This window comes from Rhizobium sp. G187 (genome assembly GCF_051549525.1).
GTDB lineage: Bacteria > Pseudomonadota > Alphaproteobacteria > Rhizobiales > Rhizobiaceae > Allorhizobium.
Window position 1 is genome coordinate 482,207 of the sequence record NZ_JBPUGM010000002.1, and the last position, 18,441, is coordinate 500,647.

Annotated in this window: 13 protein-coding genes and 1 tRNA gene; 4 read left to right on the forward strand and 10 right to left on the reverse strand. The window is 60.0% G+C overall.

The window, feature by feature from the left end; genetic code table 11:
• Positions 1 to 4 precede the first annotated feature (4 nt).
• From ACSV9I_RS07120 to ACSV9I_RS07130, 3 genes are all read right to left on the reverse strand, one after another.
• The gene (locus ACSV9I_RS07120; protein ID WP_438328093.1) at positions 5 to 967 is read right to left on the reverse strand and encodes an NAD-dependent epimerase/dehydratase family protein; all 963 of its coding nucleotides are present in this window, start codon (positions 965 to 967) and stop codon (positions 5 to 7) included.
• A gap of 10 nt (positions 968 to 977) precedes the next feature.
• The gene (locus tag ACSV9I_RS07125; protein WP_438328094.1) at positions 978 to 1,964 is read right to left on the reverse strand and encodes a GDP-mannose 4,6-dehydratase; all 987 of its coding nucleotides are present in this window, start codon (positions 1,962 to 1,964) and stop codon (positions 978 to 980) included.
• A 254-nt stretch (positions 1,965 to 2,218) separates the two neighbouring features.
• A complete protein-coding gene (locus ACSV9I_RS07130; RefSeq protein WP_438328095.1) occupies positions 2,219 to 3,817 on the reverse strand; it encodes a site-specific integrase in 1,599 nt (532 codons plus the stop codon).
• 197 nt (positions 3,818 to 4,014) lie between these two features.
• Here ACSV9I_RS07130 and ACSV9I_RS07135 point away from each other — a divergent pair, with 197 nt between their 5' ends.
• Both ACSV9I_RS07135 and ACSV9I_RS07140 read left to right on the forward strand, forming a co-directional pair.
• A complete protein-coding gene (locus tag ACSV9I_RS07135; protein WP_438328096.1) occupies positions 4,015 to 4,938 on the forward strand; it encodes a fatty acid desaturase in 924 nt (307 codons plus the stop codon).
• A 56-nt stretch (positions 4,939 to 4,994) separates the two neighbouring features.
• Positions 4,995 to 5,810, forward strand: coding sequence for a phosphate/phosphite/phosphonate ABC transporter substrate-binding protein (locus ACSV9I_RS07140; protein WP_438328097.1), 816 nt, complete (start codon positions 4,995 to 4,997; stop codon positions 5,808 to 5,810).
• A 39-nt stretch (positions 5,811 to 5,849) separates the two neighbouring features.
• Here ACSV9I_RS07140 and ACSV9I_RS07145 read toward each other — a convergent pair whose 3' ends face one another.
• The 6 genes from ACSV9I_RS07145 to ACSV9I_RS07170 all read right to left on the reverse strand — a co-directional run bounded on the left by ACSV9I_RS07145 (position 5,850) and on the right by ACSV9I_RS07170 (position 14,762).
• Positions 5,850 to 8,813 (reverse strand): hypothetical protein, encoded by a 2,964-nt coding sequence (locus ACSV9I_RS07145; RefSeq protein WP_438328098.1) that lies wholly within the window; start codon positions 8,811 to 8,813, stop codon positions 5,850 to 5,852.
• 124 nt (positions 8,814 to 8,937) lie between these two features.
• Positions 8,938 to 9,963 (reverse strand): FecR family protein, encoded by a 1,026-nt coding sequence (locus ACSV9I_RS07150; RefSeq protein WP_438328099.1) that lies wholly within the window; start codon positions 9,961 to 9,963, stop codon positions 8,938 to 8,940.
• 95 nt (positions 9,964 to 10,058) lie between these two features.
• A complete protein-coding gene (locus tag ACSV9I_RS07155; protein ID WP_438328100.1) occupies positions 10,059 to 10,580 on the reverse strand; it encodes an RNA polymerase sigma factor in 522 nt (173 codons plus the stop codon).
• 85 nt (positions 10,581 to 10,665) lie between these two features.
• A complete protein-coding gene (locus ACSV9I_RS07160) occupies positions 10,666 to 13,461 on the reverse strand; it encodes an insulinase family protein (protein ID WP_438328102.1) in 2,796 nt (931 codons plus the stop codon).
• 189 nt (positions 13,462 to 13,650) lie between these two features.
• Positions 13,651 to 13,911 carry a hypothetical protein gene (locus ACSV9I_RS07165; protein ID WP_054156689.1) on the reverse strand — a complete coding sequence of 87 codons (261 nt, stop codon included), beginning with the start codon at positions 13,909 to 13,911 and terminating at the stop codon, positions 13,651 to 13,653.
• A 434-nt stretch (positions 13,912 to 14,345) separates the two neighbouring features.
• Positions 14,346 to 14,762, reverse strand: coding sequence for a hypothetical protein (locus ACSV9I_RS07170; protein WP_054156690.1), 417 nt, complete (start codon positions 14,760 to 14,762; stop codon positions 14,346 to 14,348).
• Positions 14,763 to 15,075: 313 nt separating this feature from the next.
• On the opposite strand from ACSV9I_RS07170, the gene ACSV9I_RS07175 reads away from it, so the two are divergent.
• A tRNA-Pro gene (locus ACSV9I_RS07175) sits at positions 15,076 to 15,152 on the forward strand.
• 308 nt (positions 15,153 to 15,460) lie between these two features.
• On the forward strand, positions 15,461 to 16,510 hold the full coding sequence (locus ACSV9I_RS07180; RefSeq protein ID WP_438328103.1) for a LacI family DNA-binding transcriptional regulator: 1,050 nt from the start codon (positions 15,461 to 15,463) through the stop codon (positions 16,508 to 16,510).
• A gap of 97 nt (positions 16,511 to 16,607) precedes the next feature.
• Here ACSV9I_RS07180 and ACSV9I_RS07185 read toward each other — a convergent pair whose 3' ends face one another.
• Positions 16,608 to 18,293 (reverse strand): methyl-accepting chemotaxis protein, encoded by a 1,686-nt coding sequence (locus ACSV9I_RS07185; RefSeq protein ID WP_438328104.1) that lies wholly within the window; start codon positions 18,291 to 18,293, stop codon positions 16,608 to 16,610.
• Positions 18,294 to 18,441 lie beyond the last annotated feature (148 nt).

Consider the following 18,441-nt stretch of genomic DNA (forward strand, 5'->3'; position numbering starts at 1 on the left):
GGGCTTAAGCGGTTGCATCAACGCGGGCTCTCCAGTCGGAAAGGACCGCAGCTATCGTGTCCTCAAGCGCAAATTGGGGTTCCCAGCCAAGGATGCTAAGAGCGGCCCCGGCGTCACCGCGCGCCATGGGGATATCGACGGGCCGAACCCGCTCAGGCGATACGACAACCTCGATCTCTCGACCGGATAGCCGAATGAGGGTATTCAGAATGCTCCGGATTTCAACGGCCTTGCCGGAAGCCAGGTTGAACACTTTGCCCTCGACTTCAATATCGTCACCGAGTGCCGCGAGCGCATAGGCCCGTACTACGTCGCGCACATCGAGGAAATCACGATGCGCCCCCAGATTGCCAACTTCGATCACTGGTGGCGCGACCCCAGCCTCAATACGGGCGATCTGACTGGCAAACGCGGGAATGACATACGCTTCTGTCTGCCCCGGGCCGGTATGGTTGAAGGGGCGGAAGCGAATGGAGCGCAGCCCATCGAAATACATCTGTCCGACTGCGATGTCAGCGGCTGCCTTCGTTGCACCATAGATGGTCATCGGTTTCAGCGCGCAATCTTCACTGACCGCTCCGCCGCTAATCTCGGCGAAGGATTGCCCATAGGCCTCCGAGCTACCGGCGAAGATAAAGCGGCAGTCGGGCGCATCGTGGAGAACTGCTGACGCCAGATTCATTGTGCCCTGAAAATTGACGTGCCACGCCTGTGACGGATCCTTACGAGCCTCCTGAGGGGCTGCGATGGCCGCAAGGTGGACGACTGCTGTTGGACGAAAGTCCCGAAGCGCCGCTGTAATCACTGCTTTATCAGTGACGTCGAGTTCGCAATCGCAGCCAGGGTCGCGACCCGCAGATAGCACTTCCACGCTGGAATCCACCGGGAAATCACGCAGGGTCCTCATCAGCCATGTGCCGACAAAACCGGAAGCGCCGGTGACAAGGATCCTGTGCTGTGCGGGCATTACGCCTCCTTTATACGGACTTCAGGTGGGCCAGACGCCTCAGGTCGGCGTCGACCATCTCGACAATCATCTCTTCAAGGGTGATCGTTGCTTCCCAGCCGAAAGCGTCTTTTGCCTTCTGTGGATTGCCAAGCAGGACGTCGACTTCGGCTGGCCGGAAAAGGTCTGGGTCGATAACCAAGTGTTTGTCGATGTCTAGACCGGCATGTTCGAAGGCGATTTTGCACATGTCGCGCACAGTTGTGGTGCGGCCGGTCGCGATCACGTAGTCGTCCGCGACGTCCTGCTGCAGCATCATCCACATGGCGCGGACGTAATCCTTGGAGTGCCCCCAGTCGCGCTTTGCGTCGATATTGCCAAGGCGGAGTTCTGTAGCAAGCCCGAGTTTGATGCGGGCAACGCCGTCGGTGACTTTACGGGTAACAAACTCAATGCCACGAAGCGGTGATTCATGGTTGAACAGGATGCCGCTTGATGCATGCAGGCCGAAGCTTTCGCGGTAGTTCACCGTCAGCCAATGGCCATAGAGTTTGGCTACGGCATAGGGCGAGCGGGGGTAAAAGGGCGTGATTTCCGACTGCATCGGCTCCTGGATCAGACCGTACATTTCGGAAGACGATGCCTGATAGAAGCGAGCATGAGGCAGTTCGAGGCGCACGGCCTCAAGAACGTTTGCAACGCCAAGACCTGTCACCTGACCGGTTAGGATGGGTTGCTGCCAGGACGACTTAACGAAAGACTGGGCACCAAGATTGTAAACCTCATCTGGCTGCAAATCACGGAAGGTACGGATCAATCCAGACAGGTCTAGCAGATTACCGTCAACGATACTGACATCCCTGGTGATGCCAAGCCAGTCAAGACGGCTCAAGTTTACGTCCGAGCTGCTGGAGCGCCGCGCAAGTCCGTGAACTTCGTAGCCCTTTTCCAGCAGAAAAGCGGCGAGGTAGGCACCGTCCTGGCCTGTGATGCCGGTAATCAACGCTTTTTTCGTCACATATCTCTCCGTAATCGACACCCGCCGAATCGCAGGTATTGCTAGTCGCCTTCGTGGGCCACAGCTTCAGGTTTCATGATGGCAATAGGTGCTTCTGGCTAAAAACACAATCTCAGTTCTGGTTTTACCACTGGTGTTCGTCGGTGCTCATTGCTGTTGCAAGCTGTTTCGCAGAGTGCGCGTTTTGTCGCGTTTCATAAAAGAGCCGCCCAAAAAAGCTTTGGCGGCCGGCAATTACATCTTTCGACCCTCTCTTATGCCAGATGCTCTAACCGTAACCCCGAATACTCAATAGCATTCACCAACTCCACACGCTGCGCCAGCACACCCTGAACCAGAACGCCGTAACCGCGCGTGACGAGATTGCCATTGCCATGGCCAAAAATGAAGTTGAACTGGTCATCGAGATAGCCGGCTCGCCTGAGAGCATCAACGGCACCGTGACGGAAAGAATAGAGAGAAATGCCGCGGCCATTCTTCAATCCAATCTTGGTGAGATAGCGACCGAACTCCCGGCTGAAGTCGGCGATCATCTGTCCGCGTGCATTGCGCGTGGCGAATGGAAACACGCGGCTGTGTCCAGCCTTCTTTGCCTCGTTCAGGTAGTCCAGAAAGCCTAACCGCACCAATTCTGGATGGATCGGCACGACGCGGCGGGAGCCGAGTGTCTTGAGGCTCTTGAGATCTTCCTCGCCTTCATCTGACGTCTCCGTAATGTCCATGATCCAGGTTTCCTGATCCAGACGAATGTCCTTCACGGCGAGCTGGGCAATCTCTGCAGGGCGCGCGCCGGAATAGAGCATGATCAGCGGCACCCAGTAGCGGTGATCGCGGATAAGCACGGTGCCTGGCTTGCTCCAGAAGCGAGGCGCTTCATCGCTCTTGCAGCCAGTAAAAAGCGGCGATTTGAAGAGCGCGTTCATCTGCTCGACCGTGAACGGGAAGACCTTCTTTCTTTTGTCCTTGGCTAGCGACATCCCGTCTGTCGGATTGCTGTCGATGTAGCCGTGTGCCACCAACCAGCTACAGAAGGCGCCCAGGCTCGACAGGTAGCGGTTGACAGTGCGAGGGGTGAGCAAAGGCTTCCCCACGGTTTTGTTGTGCTCGACGATCTGGGCGATTTTCATGCCCGCGAACGCCTTGGTCTCGGTCGCCTTCACCGGATAGAGCATCAATAGCGCCTTCCACTCGCGTACGGCTTTCTTATCAATCTTGGTTGCGGGGCAGGTCGCGCCGACATGCTGGACAAATATGCCGATATCGCGTCGGGCTTGGTTGATCGTGTCGACAGTGATGTTCCTGGGGTTCTCCTTGGCGTAAACTTCAAATAGCTCCATGATGCTCTCGCCAGGAGCTGCAACCTCCCGCACAGTCGCCTTAGCGGGCTTCACAATGGGATCCTTGGGAACGCCTGTAAAGTCACCGTTGTCGCGCTCAGTTGTGCGCTGAAGAGCTTCTATCTCGGCACGAAGGATTGCGCTGCAGAGGTCTCGATATTGGGCGGACCTCTCGTCTGTCACTATCTGATGACGGGACATGAAATCTGTCGCCGTCGCAGGAACCAGTTTGATATCTCCGGAACTCAGCGCTCTTTTTAAGAAGGTCAAACGTCTTGTGCGAAGATTTGCGTCGTCGGATCGGGCCTGCAGCATGAGGTAGTAATCTATATATGCAGTGATCATGCCAACAAAATCGTCGCAATTGATTTCTCCCATTTGCATTCGACGATGCAGCTGCTGCAGTTCCCCATCGATCTGTTGTGGCGTCGGCATCGCCCGCTGCGTTTCCTCGTAATTTTGAAGCGTCGCCTTATAATACTTCCATACGGCGACCGCCTCCTCGTGTAGGCTCAACTCTCGCCTCGGTTGGATCTCTTCAAACAGGGTATCCCATCTTCCAAGCTTGGAAAATGGTCTTCCAGGTCAGCAGGCACGGGCGCCCCAGCCAATAAAATTCTCTGTCTGCGCCGTCGAACGCCGCGATTTTTTCTTTATCTTCGCAAAGAGCCGGATACCCTGTGTTTTGTAGGGGACTCGTTTGTGGGGATTGCATGGCACATCTTGCCGATGGTGAGATCGTACTACCGCGCATCGCGCGGATCGAATGGCCGACGGTGGTGCTGGCCCTTGTCATCTATGGGGGCTTTCTGGCGCTCACCTGGTTCTGGCGGGAGATCCCACTCTATATTCTGGTGCCGCTTGGCGCCTGGCTGATTGCCTGGCATGGCTCGCTGCAGCATGAGGTGATCCACAATCACCCGACCCGCCACACGTTTATCAACGATGCGATCGGCCTTGTGCCGATCTCGCTCTGGCTGCCCTACAGGGTCTACAAGCAAAGCCATCTCGCCCATCATCGCGATGAGCATCTGACTGATCCGATCGAGGATCCGGAATCCTATTATTTCACCCGGGAAGATTGGGAGCGGTTCGGCTGGTTCGGCCGGGGGCTTCGCGAGTTCAACCTGACGCTGGCCGGCCGGTTGACGGTGGGGCCGGCGATCATTCTCGGTTCCTTCCTCTGGCACGAAGGCCTGATGGTGATCCGCGGCGAGGGCGATCGCCGCCGCCTCTGGGCCGAACATGCCGTCGGGGTCGCCATCGTCTTGTGGTGGGTGCTTTCCGTCTGCGACATGCCCTTTCTTCTGTTCTTCTTCGGCTTCATCTATGCCGGCACAGGGCTTGGCCGCCTGCGCTCCTATGCCGAGCACCGCTTTGCCGACAATCATGAAGAGCGCACGGCCATCGTCGAGAAAAGCCCCGTTTTCGGCCTGCTCTTTCTCTACAACAACCTGCATGTGCTGCATCACCGCGTTCCGGGCCTGCCCTGGTACATGCTGCCGCGTGTCTATGAAAAGCACCGGGACTTCCTCGTGCGGCTGAATGGCGGCCTCGTCTATCGCGGCTATTTCGACGTCGCCCGCCGTTTTCTGTTGCGCATGCACGACGATCCGACCCATCCGAGATATCCGTGAGCGCGCACCTGAGCGCGCAACCGGGCCCACACCAGGGCTCAAAGGGAAAAGAAGCGTTGGCCGAGCTGCTGGCAAGCCTTGCGATGTATATCGCTCCATCCGTGGTCGTGGAGGCACAGCAGAACCTCTGGGCCTTTCTGGCCACCCGATTGCGCGAAGCGGGGCTCGTCGATGTGCCGGAGCATCTCGACGCCACGCTCTCCCATGACGCGGCCTGGCTCGATCCCCGGCTTTTGCTCGCCCAGGCCTGCGGCTTCCCATACGTCAAGCGCCTGCGCGGCCGGGTTCACCTCGTTGCAACGCCGGTTTATGATGCGCCGGGCTGCGATGGGCCGTCCATGTCCAGTGTCATCGTCATGCGGGCCGATGCCGGCCCCACGGATCTGTCCGGCTGCGCCGGCCTGGTCGCGGCGATCAATGAGCCGATCAGCAATTCCGGCTATAATCTCCTGCGCGCCGCCGTGGCACCGCATGCACACGGCAAGCCGTTCTTCTCAGGTGTCGTTGAAACCGGTGGTCATCTGGCCAGCCTGGAGGCGGTGCGCAAAGGCGCCGCCGATCTCGCCGCGATCGACTGCATCACCTATGATCTTCTGAAGCGCCATGCGCCGGACGGGATCGACGGTCTGAAGATCCTTGCGCACACACCCTCCGGCCCGTCGCTCCCCTTCATCACCCGGCTGGAGACATCCGACAGCGAACTTGCCGCCCTGCGCCAAGCGCTCACGGACGCCGTCACCGCGCCAGAGCTGGCAGAGGCCCGGGAGATCCTCGGCCTCACAGGTATGGCCGTGCTGGGTGAGGCGGATTACGATGCGCTTCTCGCTCTGGAAGCGAAGGCGGTCGCCTTGGGGTATGACCAAGTGTGGTGAGGGGCTGGCCCGGGGCTGACCCGGGCCAGAGTACTGGCGTCAGAACTCAGCCGAAGCGCCGACCCAAAGAGTGCGGCCGATTACCCAGGGCTGGCCGGATTTGGTGGTGGCATTGCCCATTTCGTTGAACACATTGGCCACCTTGAAGTTGAGGGTCAGGCCATGCTCATCGACATCGGCCACCTTGTAGGAACCGCTGAGATCGACGGTCAGAACTGCGGCAAAGGCCTTGTCGTCCCAGATGTCGTGCTGGATACCGTCAATGTCTTCCGTGTCGCCGGTCTCGGCCACGCCGTCATAGGCGAAGTTGTAGTTGGCGCTGACGCCAAGGTTCAGTCGTTCTTCGAAGAAGCTGCCGGAAAGCCCGACCTGCGCGCGAAGCGGAATGTCCATATTGCCGGTAATGGCGTTGAAGCCGGCTTTGGTGTACGACATGCCCTTATAGGAGATGCGGTCCTCCAGATCGTCCTCGTCGACGAAATAGCTGTCGGCCGAGACATTGTTGTCCGCCCAGGTAATCGATGCGGAAAGTACGGAGTTGTCCGCCGGGTTCCAGGCTGCCGTCGGCAATTGCTTGGCATATTCCGCCGTAAAGGAATCATAGGATCCTTCGGCGTTGTTGGTCAGCACGTAGGAGGTCGAGGTCGGCGTTGACGACGCATACTGGTCGCGCGAGCTGCGGTGCATGTAGCGCAAGCGCCAGTCCCCCTCGGTCAGCGGATCGACAAAATTGATCGCGGCCGTGAACTCGTCCGTATAGGGCGTCTCCAGATCTGAAGCATCGAGGGAGTAATAGGTCTGCGTCGGCGTGGTGGTGAAATCGCCGACGACACCGGTTGCACTCGGTGCTCGACTGTAATTGATCGTGCGTGGCTGCTGGTCGCGAATGGCGTAGGCAAGATTTGCCGCATCATAGTAGCGGTTGTAGCCAGCGGAAATGCTGAAATCCTCGATCGGCGTCACGGTTGCAACCAGACGCGGCGCGATGTTTAGGTTGCCCTGATAGTCGTCATAGTCGAGGCGCATGCCGGGGCGAATGTTCAGCCAGCCAAAAGTCTGGTCGAGTTCCAGATAGGAGTTGGCCTGCATCATCTGGGCCTTGATGTTATAGGCCTTCCAGACGCCCTTCGTTGCCGCGAACTGCTCCGTGTAGCATTCCTCGGTGGTGTTGCAGGTGAAGGTTTTGACGCCGTTGCCATTCTGCCAGAGATTGGGATTGCTCGTATAGGACGCTGCGACGCGGTAGGTGTAGTTGACATAGTCCTTGGCGCGCCAGCGATGCGCTTCGGTAAAGCCGAATTCATATCCGGCGCGGAACGTGCCGTTCCAGACATCGCCGGCCACATCCTGTGACCAGGTGTAGCGCTCTTGTCCCTGACCGCGTTCGGACCCCATTCCGCCTTCGCGGCAGGAGGTGGTGGTCGTCGAAGTCGGATCGACCCGGCACCAGTCGTCCAGCATGGTCGATGTGAACACGTTTGTCGGGACGCCGGAAATACTGCGGAAATAGGTGGATTGCCAATTGCGCACAGTGTCATCGCCACCGAGATTCAGCGCGTCGGATTTCGATGCGGTGAGTTTGCTGGTCAGCGAAACATTGGAAAGGGCAATGCCGCCAAGCGAGAAATCCTCGAAGTCATAGCTGTGTTCCAGCTTTCCGGCATAGCTTTGGGTCGCGGTATCGATCTCCAGGTCCCGGTAGCTGGCCGACTCGAAATCCTGAGCGTAATCGGTGTGGAGGCCCTCCAGCTTGAATGCGCCGAAATCTGTCTCCGCATTGGCCTGCAAGCGATAGAACTCGTTTTTCGATTCGGATTCAACGTATTCGTCGCCGTATATGTAGTCTTTGGCCTTGTTGGTCCACGCATCCGTGACGCTGTACTGGCCGATCACGGCGATATTGTCGGTGATCGGACCTGAGACCGAGATGGCCTTCTTTTTCTTGTAGAATTCCGGCTCTTTCACATTGTTGGGATTAAGCCCATCCTTGGTCGCCAGATTATATTCAACAAGCGCGTCGCTCTCATATTCCACCGAGGCTGTCGCCCTCAGCCGGTCGGTCGCGGGCGACTTGAGCTTGTATTCAACGACCCCCCCCTGGAACGAGCCGTACCGGGCCGAGGCGTTGCTGTCGATCACGGTGGCAGATTCGACAAACTCCGTCGGGACGAAGAGCGTCTGCGAATGCAGGCCATAAATTCGGTCGGCATCGTATCTGTTGTTCGCGTCCGACAACTCGCCTTGGTTCCCCTGATCATAGGGCTCTTCCGTCCCCGTGACCGTGTTGATCCCGATGCCGTTCAGAATGAAATTGTTCTCGTAGGTCCGCCCACCGGAAATCGACAATTCCTGCGGTTTGGTATTGAGGATCGCCTGGCTTTCGACACCTGCATCGTCATTCGTGTCGTTCTGATACTGCACATTCGGCAATCCGCGCAGGAAGCTGTTTGCGTCGCCGCTGCCGTCGCTGCGGATGCCGATCTGGGTGGCATCCATCACCGTCGTCCCCGTATCGCCCGCGCTCTCCGTGCCAAGCTTCACTCCGCCGCCGGACGATGTCACCGTGATTTCCTCGAGAACCGTCGTGCCACCGGCGTCGATACCGGCCGCATCGGCCGGGTTTGCGGCGATCAGCGAAACCGTGCGTGCGCCGGTGATGCGAATGTCGAGGCCGGAGCCGGAGATCAGGGTCTTCAGGGCTGCCAGCGGATCACTTTCGCCGGAAACGGCACTGGAGCTGCGGCCGGCAACAAGCGCCGTGACATAACCGACCTGCCAGCCGGTCTGGCGGGTGAAGGCCCGCAAGGCGGCGTCAAGCGCCTGTGGCGGAATGGATATGGCAGTGGCAGAGGCGGCGGGTCGTGTGGGCGTTGTTTCGGCCGGTTTCGGGGCGGCGTCCTGCGCCTGTGCCCTTGCCGTGCCAGTCATTGCGGAAACCAGTGCCGTCGACACCATGAACATGGCAAGCCTGCGCTTGCCGGAAGATACTCTACGCTCTGCCATCTGAATCCCGGCCTCTGACAAGGCCTTGTCACCCTGTTGTCACCCCGCCGCCGCACCTCATGTGCAACGGCTCTGAACGGGATGACGTGTGAGGGGAGCGGATCTCACAAAAAAACTTGATGATTTAGCGAATGATTAGAATTCCGCCGGGAAGTCGGTCGAGTGTGGCGCCGGCGGCGGTCGTCACCGCCTCGATTGCCGCCTCTGCCGCCTCGATCCGGAAACTGCCGCTGACCGGCGTGTCGAGGGCGGCACCCGGCAGTGTCACGATGCGGTCGCCGGTGTGACGGCCGATCTCGGCCAGCGCCTGGCGAAGCGGCATGCCGGACAGCTGGATCCAGCCTTCGCGCCATGAAAGCCTGATGTCGCTGTCGTCATCCGGCAGCATGGATATTGCCGAACGGCTGACGGCTGCGGTCTGCCCTGGCGTCATCGCAAGCGTCTGGCCGCCATCGTCGTCGCGGGTGAGGCGAACCCCGCCGCTTTCCAGATGCACCACATCCGCCTCGTCTCCGCGCGCCACGTCGAACCGCGTGCCGGTCACCTCCACGGTGCCGAAACCGCCAGTCACGGTGAAGGGGTGGGCCGTGTCATGCGCCACCTCGAACCAGGCCTCGCCCTCGATGATCCGTACAGCACGGCGGCCGTCTTCAAAATCGAGCATGACGGATGTGCGGCTGTTCAATTGCATGCGTGAGCCATCGGGCAGGGTGATCGTGGCAATCTCGCCCGCACCTGTGCGATGATCGGCGCGAAACGCGAAAAACCAGTCGCGATCCACGGTCGTCAGCGCCACGGCTGCCAGAAGCGACGCGGCAAGGGCGACCGGTGAGATGCGGCTAAAACCGGAGATATACCCAACACGCCGCCTTGGGCGCAAAGGCTCTGGCGGAGCGGCAGCCGCGGTCTGTGCGGTCTGGCCCTTGCGCGCCACCTCCGCCGTTGCTGCGGCCAGTTCCGGACAGTCCCACAGAGCCGTCACGCGCGAGAGTGCCGCTGCCCGGTCGGGGTGTCCGGCAATCCAGGCCTCGAAGGCCTCAGGGTCGGCATCCTCCGCCCGCAGCTTCAAGAACCAGTCCAGCGCCTGATCCATGACGGGATCGGCATGCCGGTAGCCTGAACCCCGCTCCTCGTCAGTGGATGGAAACATGACGGCCTTCCGAAAAAATGTCCCGATACATGCAATGACGTTTCAACATGAAATTTCTCCTAAAAATTGTAGTCGCACCATCCTCCACCCGCGCATCATCGGTCGAGCCGCTCCTTGATTTCGAGGAGAACGGCCATCGCCATCTTCATGTCGTTGAACACGGTATTCGGCGAAACCCCGAGCCGCCTGGCAATGTCCGGATAGGCAAGCCCATCGATCCGGCTGAGGCACCAGACAGAGCGCGCCCTGGGCGGCAGTTTCAAAAGGGCGCGATTGAAGGCCATGACGAGATCTTTCTGGATCGTCTGGTCCTCGATGCTGGGCTGCGGGTCGGCCACCACGGCGGCCTCCACAGCCCCGAAATCGGCGGGCTCATGCAGTGCGCGCACCTTGCGGCGGCGGATGTGGTCAAGCGCCAGGTTGCGGGCGGTCTGCCAGAGAAAGGCTTCGATATTGGTCGGGCTGCCCTGATCCAGCGCCCGCCTTGCCCGAAGATAGGCATCCTGGGTCAGCTCCTCGGCCTCGGCCTTGTCGCGCACGATCCGCAGGATCACCCGGTAGAGCGATTGCCGCATGCCGAGATAGGCGTCGTCCAGGCGCTGTGTGTCCGTGCTCATCCGCGCATCCTCAAGGCCCGCCGGGGGAGGAGCCCCGGCACGGATGAAGATGGCGGCAAAGCGTTTCGGACCACGGCGAAAAGGATCATTCGACCTCGGTCTTGCCGGTTATGGGGGCGAGTGGAAGCTTGGTCAGCACGGCCACATTCTCGGTCCGGAAAATGTGCTTCGCATGCGCCTCCAGCCGCTGCGGCGTGATCTTCTCGCCCAGCCCCTGCATGCGCTTGAGATAACCCGCATCGCCATAGCGGCGATAGCTCAGCGCCAGCCGCCTGAGCCAGGTGTTCGGGTCTGTCAAACGGCTGCCTTCGGCAAAGGCGATGTCGGCACGCATCTTGTCCGTATCTGCGGCGCGGGCGATTTCCGGCATGCGGTCAAGCACGGCCAATGCCGCCTGTGTCAGTTCGTCGGCGCGATCAGGATCGCAATAGAATCCGAGCGTGCCGATCGCCCGGTCCTGATCCGGTTCCAGCGCCAGTTCGAACTCGAGGCTGTAAATGCCGCCGAGCACATTGCGCAATTCCTTCTTCAGGCCCTGCTGTGCAAGCGGCGTCAGCGAAGACACGATGAAGCTCGCCTCCGGGGTCCAGTCCAGGGGCGCATAGAAGGAGATCTCGACGCGGGCCCGGTTCTCGGCAAAGACCTGCGTTTTCACTGCATGCCGCCCCGGTTGCTGAAGGGCAATATCCGGCGTCAGCGTGGCCTTGCGTGGCACGGCACCGATCACGCTCGCGAAGGCTGTCCGAATGGCCGTATCCGGTGCCGCACCGACCGCATACCAGGTCACCGGCTGGCCGAGATGGGCATCCGCAATCCGCGTCATCTCCGTCGGGGCGAGGGCCGCGAGCGTATCAAGGTTGCCGCTATCCTCGTATGCGCTGCCATACAGCAGCTGCTCACGGATCGCGGATGCCTTGTCGTCACTGTCATCAGCGCTGCCATTGTCGTCATGGCCCATCTGCTCGCGCATGGCCTCCACCGCCTCGGGCCGCACCGCGCCATAGGCAAGGGTCGCGGCATAGGTCCGCAGCCGCGCCGGCAGGTCGGCGGGGGCGGCAGCAATACCCGCATCCAGGTGCCCATCCTTCAGCGCGAAGCTCCAGCGCTGCGTCTGGGCATCGACCCAGAGATCATATTGCGTCTGGTTCCAGAAGCGGAAACCGCTCTGGGTGAAAAGCTGCAGCGCCGCTTGCGAGGCGATGCTGCCGAATTCGCTGTTGCGGAAGCCGGGCAGCGATTGCCCGGACAGATAGACCTTACCATCAGGCGTATCCCGAACGAGCCAGACCACCGTGTCGCCATTTGAAAGCTGCCATTCGATGACATCAGGATCAGTGGCGCGTGTTTCGCTGACGATGTGCCCGGAGGTCTCCACCGTCAGGTCGGCCGGCCAAGTTGGTGCGATTTCCGCCGGCGGGGCCTCGGCCAGCGGCGCGTGTGCGGGAAGCGTATCCATGGCCGCCAGCCGGTCGCGCTCGGCCGTCACCGCCTCCACGGCGGGAAGCGCCACGTCATTGCGTCCGCCCGGCACCTGGTAGAACAGAACCTGGTCCTCGGCCGCTAAGAGCTCGCGCAGGCGCGCGTTCAGGCTCTCCAGCGTGATGCGGTCGAACAGGGCGGCTGTGCGTTGCGTCCGTGTCGCCGGGTTATCGACCACGGAGCCGGTCAGCACGGCCGAGGCAATCCGGTCCTCCCAATCCGCATAACTCCGGCTTTCGGCGGCTTCGCGGTTATTCTCGTTCACCTGGCGGGCGCGGCTGAGCAGCGCCTCGAAGCCGGTGCGGGACAGACCCTCCCGGCGCAGACGCTCCACCGTTTCGAGAATGGCCGATGTCGCCGCGCCATGCGTCTCGGTGCGGGCATTGAAGGCCAGGATGAGCCGCTCTTCCGTCGGCTCCTGCGTCACGAATGTCAGGGCCTCCGCAACGTCCTTGTGGTGCGGCGCCTCGGCTTCCACGGCATCACGGATCAGCCGGGTGAGGAAATACTGCTGCAGATAGGCAAGCTGACCCGCCTCCGTCAGCCGGTCCGGCATGGCAACGCGAAAAGCATAGGTCACCTGCGAGCTGGAACCATTGGGGTCTTGCACAAGTGCCACATTCAGCCCCTGTTTCAGGGGCAGGACGCGATAGTCGCGAAGCGGTGCCTCACGCGCTGGTGCCGCGCCAAAGGCCTGTTCCACAGCCCGTCGCGCGGCCTCCGTGTCGAAGCGGCCGGAAACGATCAGCGTCATGTTCGAGGCACGGTAGAAGGTCTGATAGAAGCTCCGGATATCCGCGATCGAGGTCTTTGAAATCCCGGCTGCGGTGCCGATGGTCGGGCGATCGACATAACGCGAACCGGGCCGCAGTGCTGCCTTCTTCAGGCGGCTGACGCGGTCTGGCAGGCTTTCCGTCTGGCGTAATTCCTCCAGGATGACGAAACGTTCCTTGTCCCAGTCCTCGGCACGAAGCGAGGGCTGAAGCACGAGATCCGCGGTAAATTTCAGCGAGGCGGCAAGGTCGAGCGCATCATCGGGACGAGTTCGCAGCATGAATTGCGTCTCCGTTTCGCGCGTCACCGCATTGACCTGCACACCAGTGCGCCAGCCCAGCGCCTCGATCTCCGCATGCATCGATCGGCCACGCGCCGTGTTCGACTGGAACACCATATGCTCGAGAATATGCGCAACGCCGCTCGGCACCGCCTCGTCGATCGATCCGGCATGCACGATCAGCCGGATGTTGAAAGGATCATTGTCTTTGCCACTGTCATGCAGAAAGTAGCGAAGCCCGTTGTCCAGTCGTCCCGTCGCAATGCGCGGATCCCAGCCGGGATCTGCGGCAGGCGCGGGCGTTGTCAGAAGGAGGAGGGGGATCGCAACAAGGAGGCGTCGAAACATCTTGAAAATACCGCATGCCGTTCGCGCGGGAGCAAGCTCGATCGAGGTCGACTTGCTGCGCGAAGTTCAAAGATGAACGCGCCTATCAACTTTTTTAGATGGGGGCAACCTACCGGCAGCCAGGGAGATAGGACTTCCAGGTGCCTCTGCTCAGCCCTGCAAATCTTATGGACCGGGCACGGTGCCTGACTACAGCTTCACCTTGACCGGCCGCCAGATCACCGTTTCCGGCGTGCGATCATAAGGGTTCTCCATCAGCGTCACCTTGCAGTTTCGCTGGTCGCAATCAGTGCAGCGGAATTTCAGGCTCCGGGGGTCGCGGCCATGACCATAAAAGGTGGCAAGGTCACTCGCCAGAAATCGCGCCTGACGCTGGCAATCGCGACAGGTGGCGATCACCAGCATGTTGTGGCGCAGCGCCTTGCCAAGCGTATCGATCGTCTGGGTCATGCTAGGACAATAAGAACAAAGAAAGAACATCGTCAAGTGCTCAAGCAGCGCGCGAGCGGAAGCTGCCCTCGGAATCCCCGGAAAATATGGGTTTTCCAGCCTTGCCGATGCCTGTAATGTGATTTTGACATTTATGCGCAGGTAACTGAAAATTAAGCATAAAATCCTGCGCTCGTAAGGCATCTGTTAACCGCGATGTCCTTATAACAGAGCGGCTTCCATCAAGGTCTCGCGTCGAGAAGCGCACCGGTTTCAGTTTTGCGTACCAGGGAGGACGTCATCCACGGCGGCCTCCCTCCGCATGACTGGAAAGCCGTTTTCCCTTTTGATCTGTCATCCGGATTTTGGGCCCGCCTCGCGGCTGCAGCACCTTATGAAAAGGCCTCCGCACCCGAAGGAGCGAAGGCCCAATGATCGCATCTGTGTGTCGGCAATCAAGCGCCGGCCAGGAATTCCGCGCAGTAGCTCTTGCCACCGTCAACGCCGGGGCGGTCGACGATCGTCCGGATCCCACGGATGACGTAGTCGGAAGATACCGTCAGCTGCACTTCACAACGCAGATAGACCGTACGCGCCTGGGTCAAAAGCTTGCCGCGCTTGCCGCCTTCCAGCTCCTCATAGGTCGCCGGCACGACGCGCGTCTTGTTGCCGCCACGCCAGACATAATTGGTCGAGTTTCCAGCAGCCGTGTCGCTGGCGGGCGGGCCGAACTTGGCGAAGAAGGCGCCGGCCTGTTGTCCCACCCAGCGGGTCTCGATTTCGTTCTTCGGCGATGCGGTCGTCGTGCAGCCGGCAAGTGCCAGCCCCAATGCGGCTGCCAGCGATACGGCCATGCCAAAACGCATATTCATTGTCACACTGCCCCTTACAGTCTTCAAAATGCTCATCCGGCTCCACCATCTGACGCGCGCCGCCGGTAGCGCTGCTGCGCACTGCAATAGACTCAATTTGAAACGGGCGGTATCACCGGTGTGACTGCGGGTGCGAATTTTTTGCCATGGTGCTTCTCAGCAACGGCCGCATCCATGCGGCCGATCTCGGCCTCCCATCCGCAATCCCCTGGCCTGACTGGGGGTGTCATGATTTCATCAAATTTCTGCGATGAATTTGCACATGCCTGCTTGTGCTCAGAAAATCACTGGTCTATAGAGGCGCCGCTGGTCACGGAGTGTAGCGCAGTCTGGTAGCGCACCACGTTCGGGACGTGGGGGTCGCAAGTTCGAATCTTGCCACTCCGACCAGCTAATAAAGCGATCCCGACGCTATCCCCAACTTATAATTGGTTCGCCAAACGCCGTTACACGGCTCATAATGACTTGGGTTTCGGGGCGAAAGCCCATTGAGCTCAATACCTTATAGGTTGCACATATTGCATATAATCGTTAACTATAACGGCTCTGCGCATTTGTGTTCGACGATAGTCGCTTCTGGTAAATCGTTGCGTTCAATGTGAATTTGGTCTAGAAATTCTCTGGGGGACACATAGGGATAGCGGCTCCATTGCGTTCAATGCCGCTATTTCTGGTTGTGATGAGGCAGTGGGGCAGCCATGAAATCCGGAACGCGACGCCGGCGCCAGCGCCAGGAAAAGATAACGCTGTCGGATGTTGCTGCAGCAGCCGGTGTCAGCGCGATCACGGTCTCGCGGGCTCTGCGTGAACCTGAAAAGGTCTCGCCGCATCTGCGCGAAACAATCCTCGAAACGGTCGAGCGACTGGGCTACGTTCCCGATCTTGCCGCCCGCGCGCTGGCCAGCAAGAACAGCGGCTTCGTCGGCGTGATGTCACCGGGACTAACCAATTATGCCTTCATGGCGCTGATGCGCGGCATCGAGGATCGGGTGCGTTCCACCGACCTGCGCATCCAGTATGCCAATCCCGGCCATGACAGTGCCGATGAGGCTCGGCAGCTGCGTTACTTCTATTCGCAAAATCCGGCGGGCATCATCTATGTCGGCACCGAACATGGTGAGGCCGTCAGCCAATTGCTGGCCAACGCGCCCTGTCCGCTGGTCGAAGTCATGGATCTCGGCGATGAGCCGGCCGATATGGCCATCGGTATCGACCATCGCAAGGCGGCCGAAGTGGCCACGCGCCATCTGGTCGCCAAGGGCTATCGCCGGATCGCCATGGTCGGTGGCCGTTGGGATGTGCGTGCGCGCCGTCGTCTTGAAGGCTATCGCAGCGTTTTGACGGAGGCCGGTCTGTTTGACCCCGCCCTGGTGCTGGCGGTTGACGGCCACACCAGCGTCTCGCTCGGCACACAGCTGCTTGCCCGGCTGCTTGCCGAACATCCGGATGCCGACGCCGCCTTCTGTCACAATGATGATCTGGCGCTCGGCGTGCTGTTCGAATGCCAGCGGCGCGGCATAGCCGTGCCGGAGCAATTCGGCATTTGTGGCTTCAACGATCTGGATCTCGCCGGTGCCGCCTTTCCGTCGATCACCTCCGTTCGCCTGCCGCGCTACGAGATCGGCTACCGCGCCATCGATATGCTCATTCGTGCCGGCGGATCGACCAATCCGCCGCCGGCCAAGGTCGATCTCGGCTTCCAGCTCGTCGAGCGGCAGTCAACCGCGCGGACGCCCCGCGCAGATTGACTTTCGGCAGGTGCCGCGCATCTCCATCGGCGCGCGCTCGTCCAGAGAGCCTGCCGCAAGGCCTGTCGCGCCATCGCGACAAGACAATCCGCTATCCTCACGCAGCCCGGCTCCGCCAATCGGTTGTCATGCTTTGGCTGCCAAGGTTGAACTGCCCGATCATGCCCAGCAGCTTCTGCGTTTCCGAGGAGAGGGTGGACGCTGCCGCACTGCTTTCCTCGACCATGGCGGCATTCTGCTGGGTGGTCTGATCCATGCCGTTTACCGAGGTGTTGACTTCAAGAAGACCGGTCGATTGTTCGCGCGCCGCCGTGGAAATCGAGACGACATGGTCATTGATCTCGACGATAAACGCGCTGATCTTGCGCAAGGCGCCCCCGGTATCGCTGACCAGTTTGACCCCCGTCGAAACCTCGGTTGCCGAATTCTGGATCAGATCCTTGATCTCCTTCGCCGCCTTGGCCGAGCGCTGCGCCAGTTCTCGAACTTCCTGCGCGACCACGGCAAATCCCCGCCCGGCTTCGCCTGCTCGGGCCGCCTCAACACCGGCGTTCAGCGCCAGAAGGTTGGTCTGGAACGCGATTTCATCGATCACGCCGATGATGTTAGAGATCTTCGAAGACGAATCCTCGATGCGGCTCATGGCCTCGACAGCGTGAGCGACAACATCTCCGGACTGCTCGGCGTTTGCCTTGGCGGAACCGGCGACGGTACGCGCTTCCTGCGCGCGCTGGGCGGAAGAGGTAACATTGGCGGTGATCTCTTCAAGCGCCGCCGCCGTTTCCTCCAGACTTGCTGCCTGGCTTTCGGTACGTTGAGACAGGTCGCCAATCCCCTGGCTGATCTCGCGCGTGCCCTGGCTGATAATGTCGACACTGCTCGATATCTCGCGGAAGGTGTCGCGCAACTGTGTGACCGAGCGGTTGAGATCATGCCGGAGGAATTCGAATTCCTGGGCAAAGGGAACGGTGAGCTGGAAGCTGAAGTCCCCTGAACAAAGCCGCTTCAGCGCGTCGCCCAACGACGACACCGTGTTGACGCGTGCGGTCACATCGGTGGCGAACTTGACGACTTTGACCACCTTGCCGTGAATGTCGAGGATCGGATTATAGGATGCCGAGATGATCACCTCGCGACCGGTTTTTGTCAGCCGTTTGAACTCGGCGGCCTGGTAGCGACCTTCGCGGAGCGCGGTCCAGAACGCCTTGTATTCCTCGGAAGACGCAAATGCCTTGTCGACGAACATACTGTGGTGCCGGCCGACGATTTCGCTGTTGTCATATTCCATCAGCGCGAGGAAGTTGTCGTTGGCGCCCATGATCTGTCCATTGATATCGAACTCGATGATGGCTTGCGAGCGGCTGATGGCGGCAATCTGGGCGGCATAGTCGACATTGAGAAGTCTGGCTTTTGCATCGGCCCATTCCACGACGAAACCGACGGTCTTTGCCCCCTGCTTGAGCGGCGTGACGAGCAGATCGAAGACACGATTGCCGACGGTGATCGTCGCGCTGTGGCGGTTCTTGAGCGCTGCCAGCATGTTGCGCTGATGCGAAGGATTCTTGTGGAACACGTCGATATTGCTGCCGATCAGGCTCGCCACACTGAACTTCGGCAATTCCTTCTTGAGGTCGGATTCGGCCTCTTTCAGCAGATCGATCACCGCCGGATTCATGTAGGTGATGTTCAGTTTGGCGTCCGCAACCATCACATTGGCCTGAAGCGCTTCAAGCGCAAGTGTCTTGGCGGCGGCTTTGGCGTTCACGAAGTCGGCGAGTCCCATTCTATCCCCCCAGAAAGAAAACCACGGCAGTTTTCATGGCTGCGCGCGTGAATTAGAAAAACAAGAAATATCGACAAGAAATAAATAAACCCCTAAAATAGCGTGGTCTTGTATACGGGGTGGCCATGCCCGCACCATGCCAGACGGG

What these genes read in the sequence shown, in the direction of transcription:
- ACSV9I_RS07180 (WP_438328103.1), top strand. Translation starts at nt 15,461, where the DNA reads ATGAAATCCGGAACGCGACGCCGGCGCCAGCGCCAGGAAAAGATAACG.
- ACSV9I_RS07155 (WP_438328100.1), bottom strand. Translation starts at nt 10,580, where the DNA reads ATGAGCACGGACACACAGCGCCTGGACGACGCCTATCTCGGCATGCGG.
- ACSV9I_RS07185 (WP_438328104.1), bottom strand. Translation starts at nt 18,293, where the DNA reads ATGGGACTCGCCGACTTCGTGAACGCCAAAGCCGCCGCCAAGACACTT.
- ACSV9I_RS07145 (WP_438328098.1), bottom strand. Translation starts at nt 8,813, where the DNA reads ATGGCAGAGCGTAGAGTATCTTCCGGCAAGCGCAGGCTTGCCATGTTC.
- ACSV9I_RS07170 (WP_054156690.1), bottom strand. Translation starts at nt 14,762, where the DNA reads ATGAATATGCGTTTTGGCATGGCCGTATCGCTGGCAGCCGCATTGGGG.
- ACSV9I_RS07120 (WP_438328093.1), bottom strand. Translation starts at nt 967, where the DNA reads ATGCCCGCACAGCACAGGATCCTTGTCACCGGCGCTTCCGGTTTTGTC.
- ACSV9I_RS07150 (WP_438328099.1), bottom strand. Translation starts at nt 9,963, where the DNA reads ATGTTTCCATCCACTGACGAGGAGCGGGGTTCAGGCTACCGGCATGCC.
- ACSV9I_RS07135 (WP_438328096.1), top strand. Translation starts at nt 4,015, where the DNA reads ATGGCACATCTTGCCGATGGTGAGATCGTACTACCGCGCATCGCGCGG.
- ACSV9I_RS07165 (WP_054156689.1), bottom strand. Translation starts at nt 13,911, where the DNA reads ATGACCCAGACGATCGATACGCTTGGCAAGGCGCTGCGCCACAACATG.
- ACSV9I_RS07160 (WP_438328102.1), bottom strand. Translation starts at nt 13,461, where the DNA reads ATGTTTCGACGCCTCCTTGTTGCGATCCCCCTCCTCCTTCTGACAACG.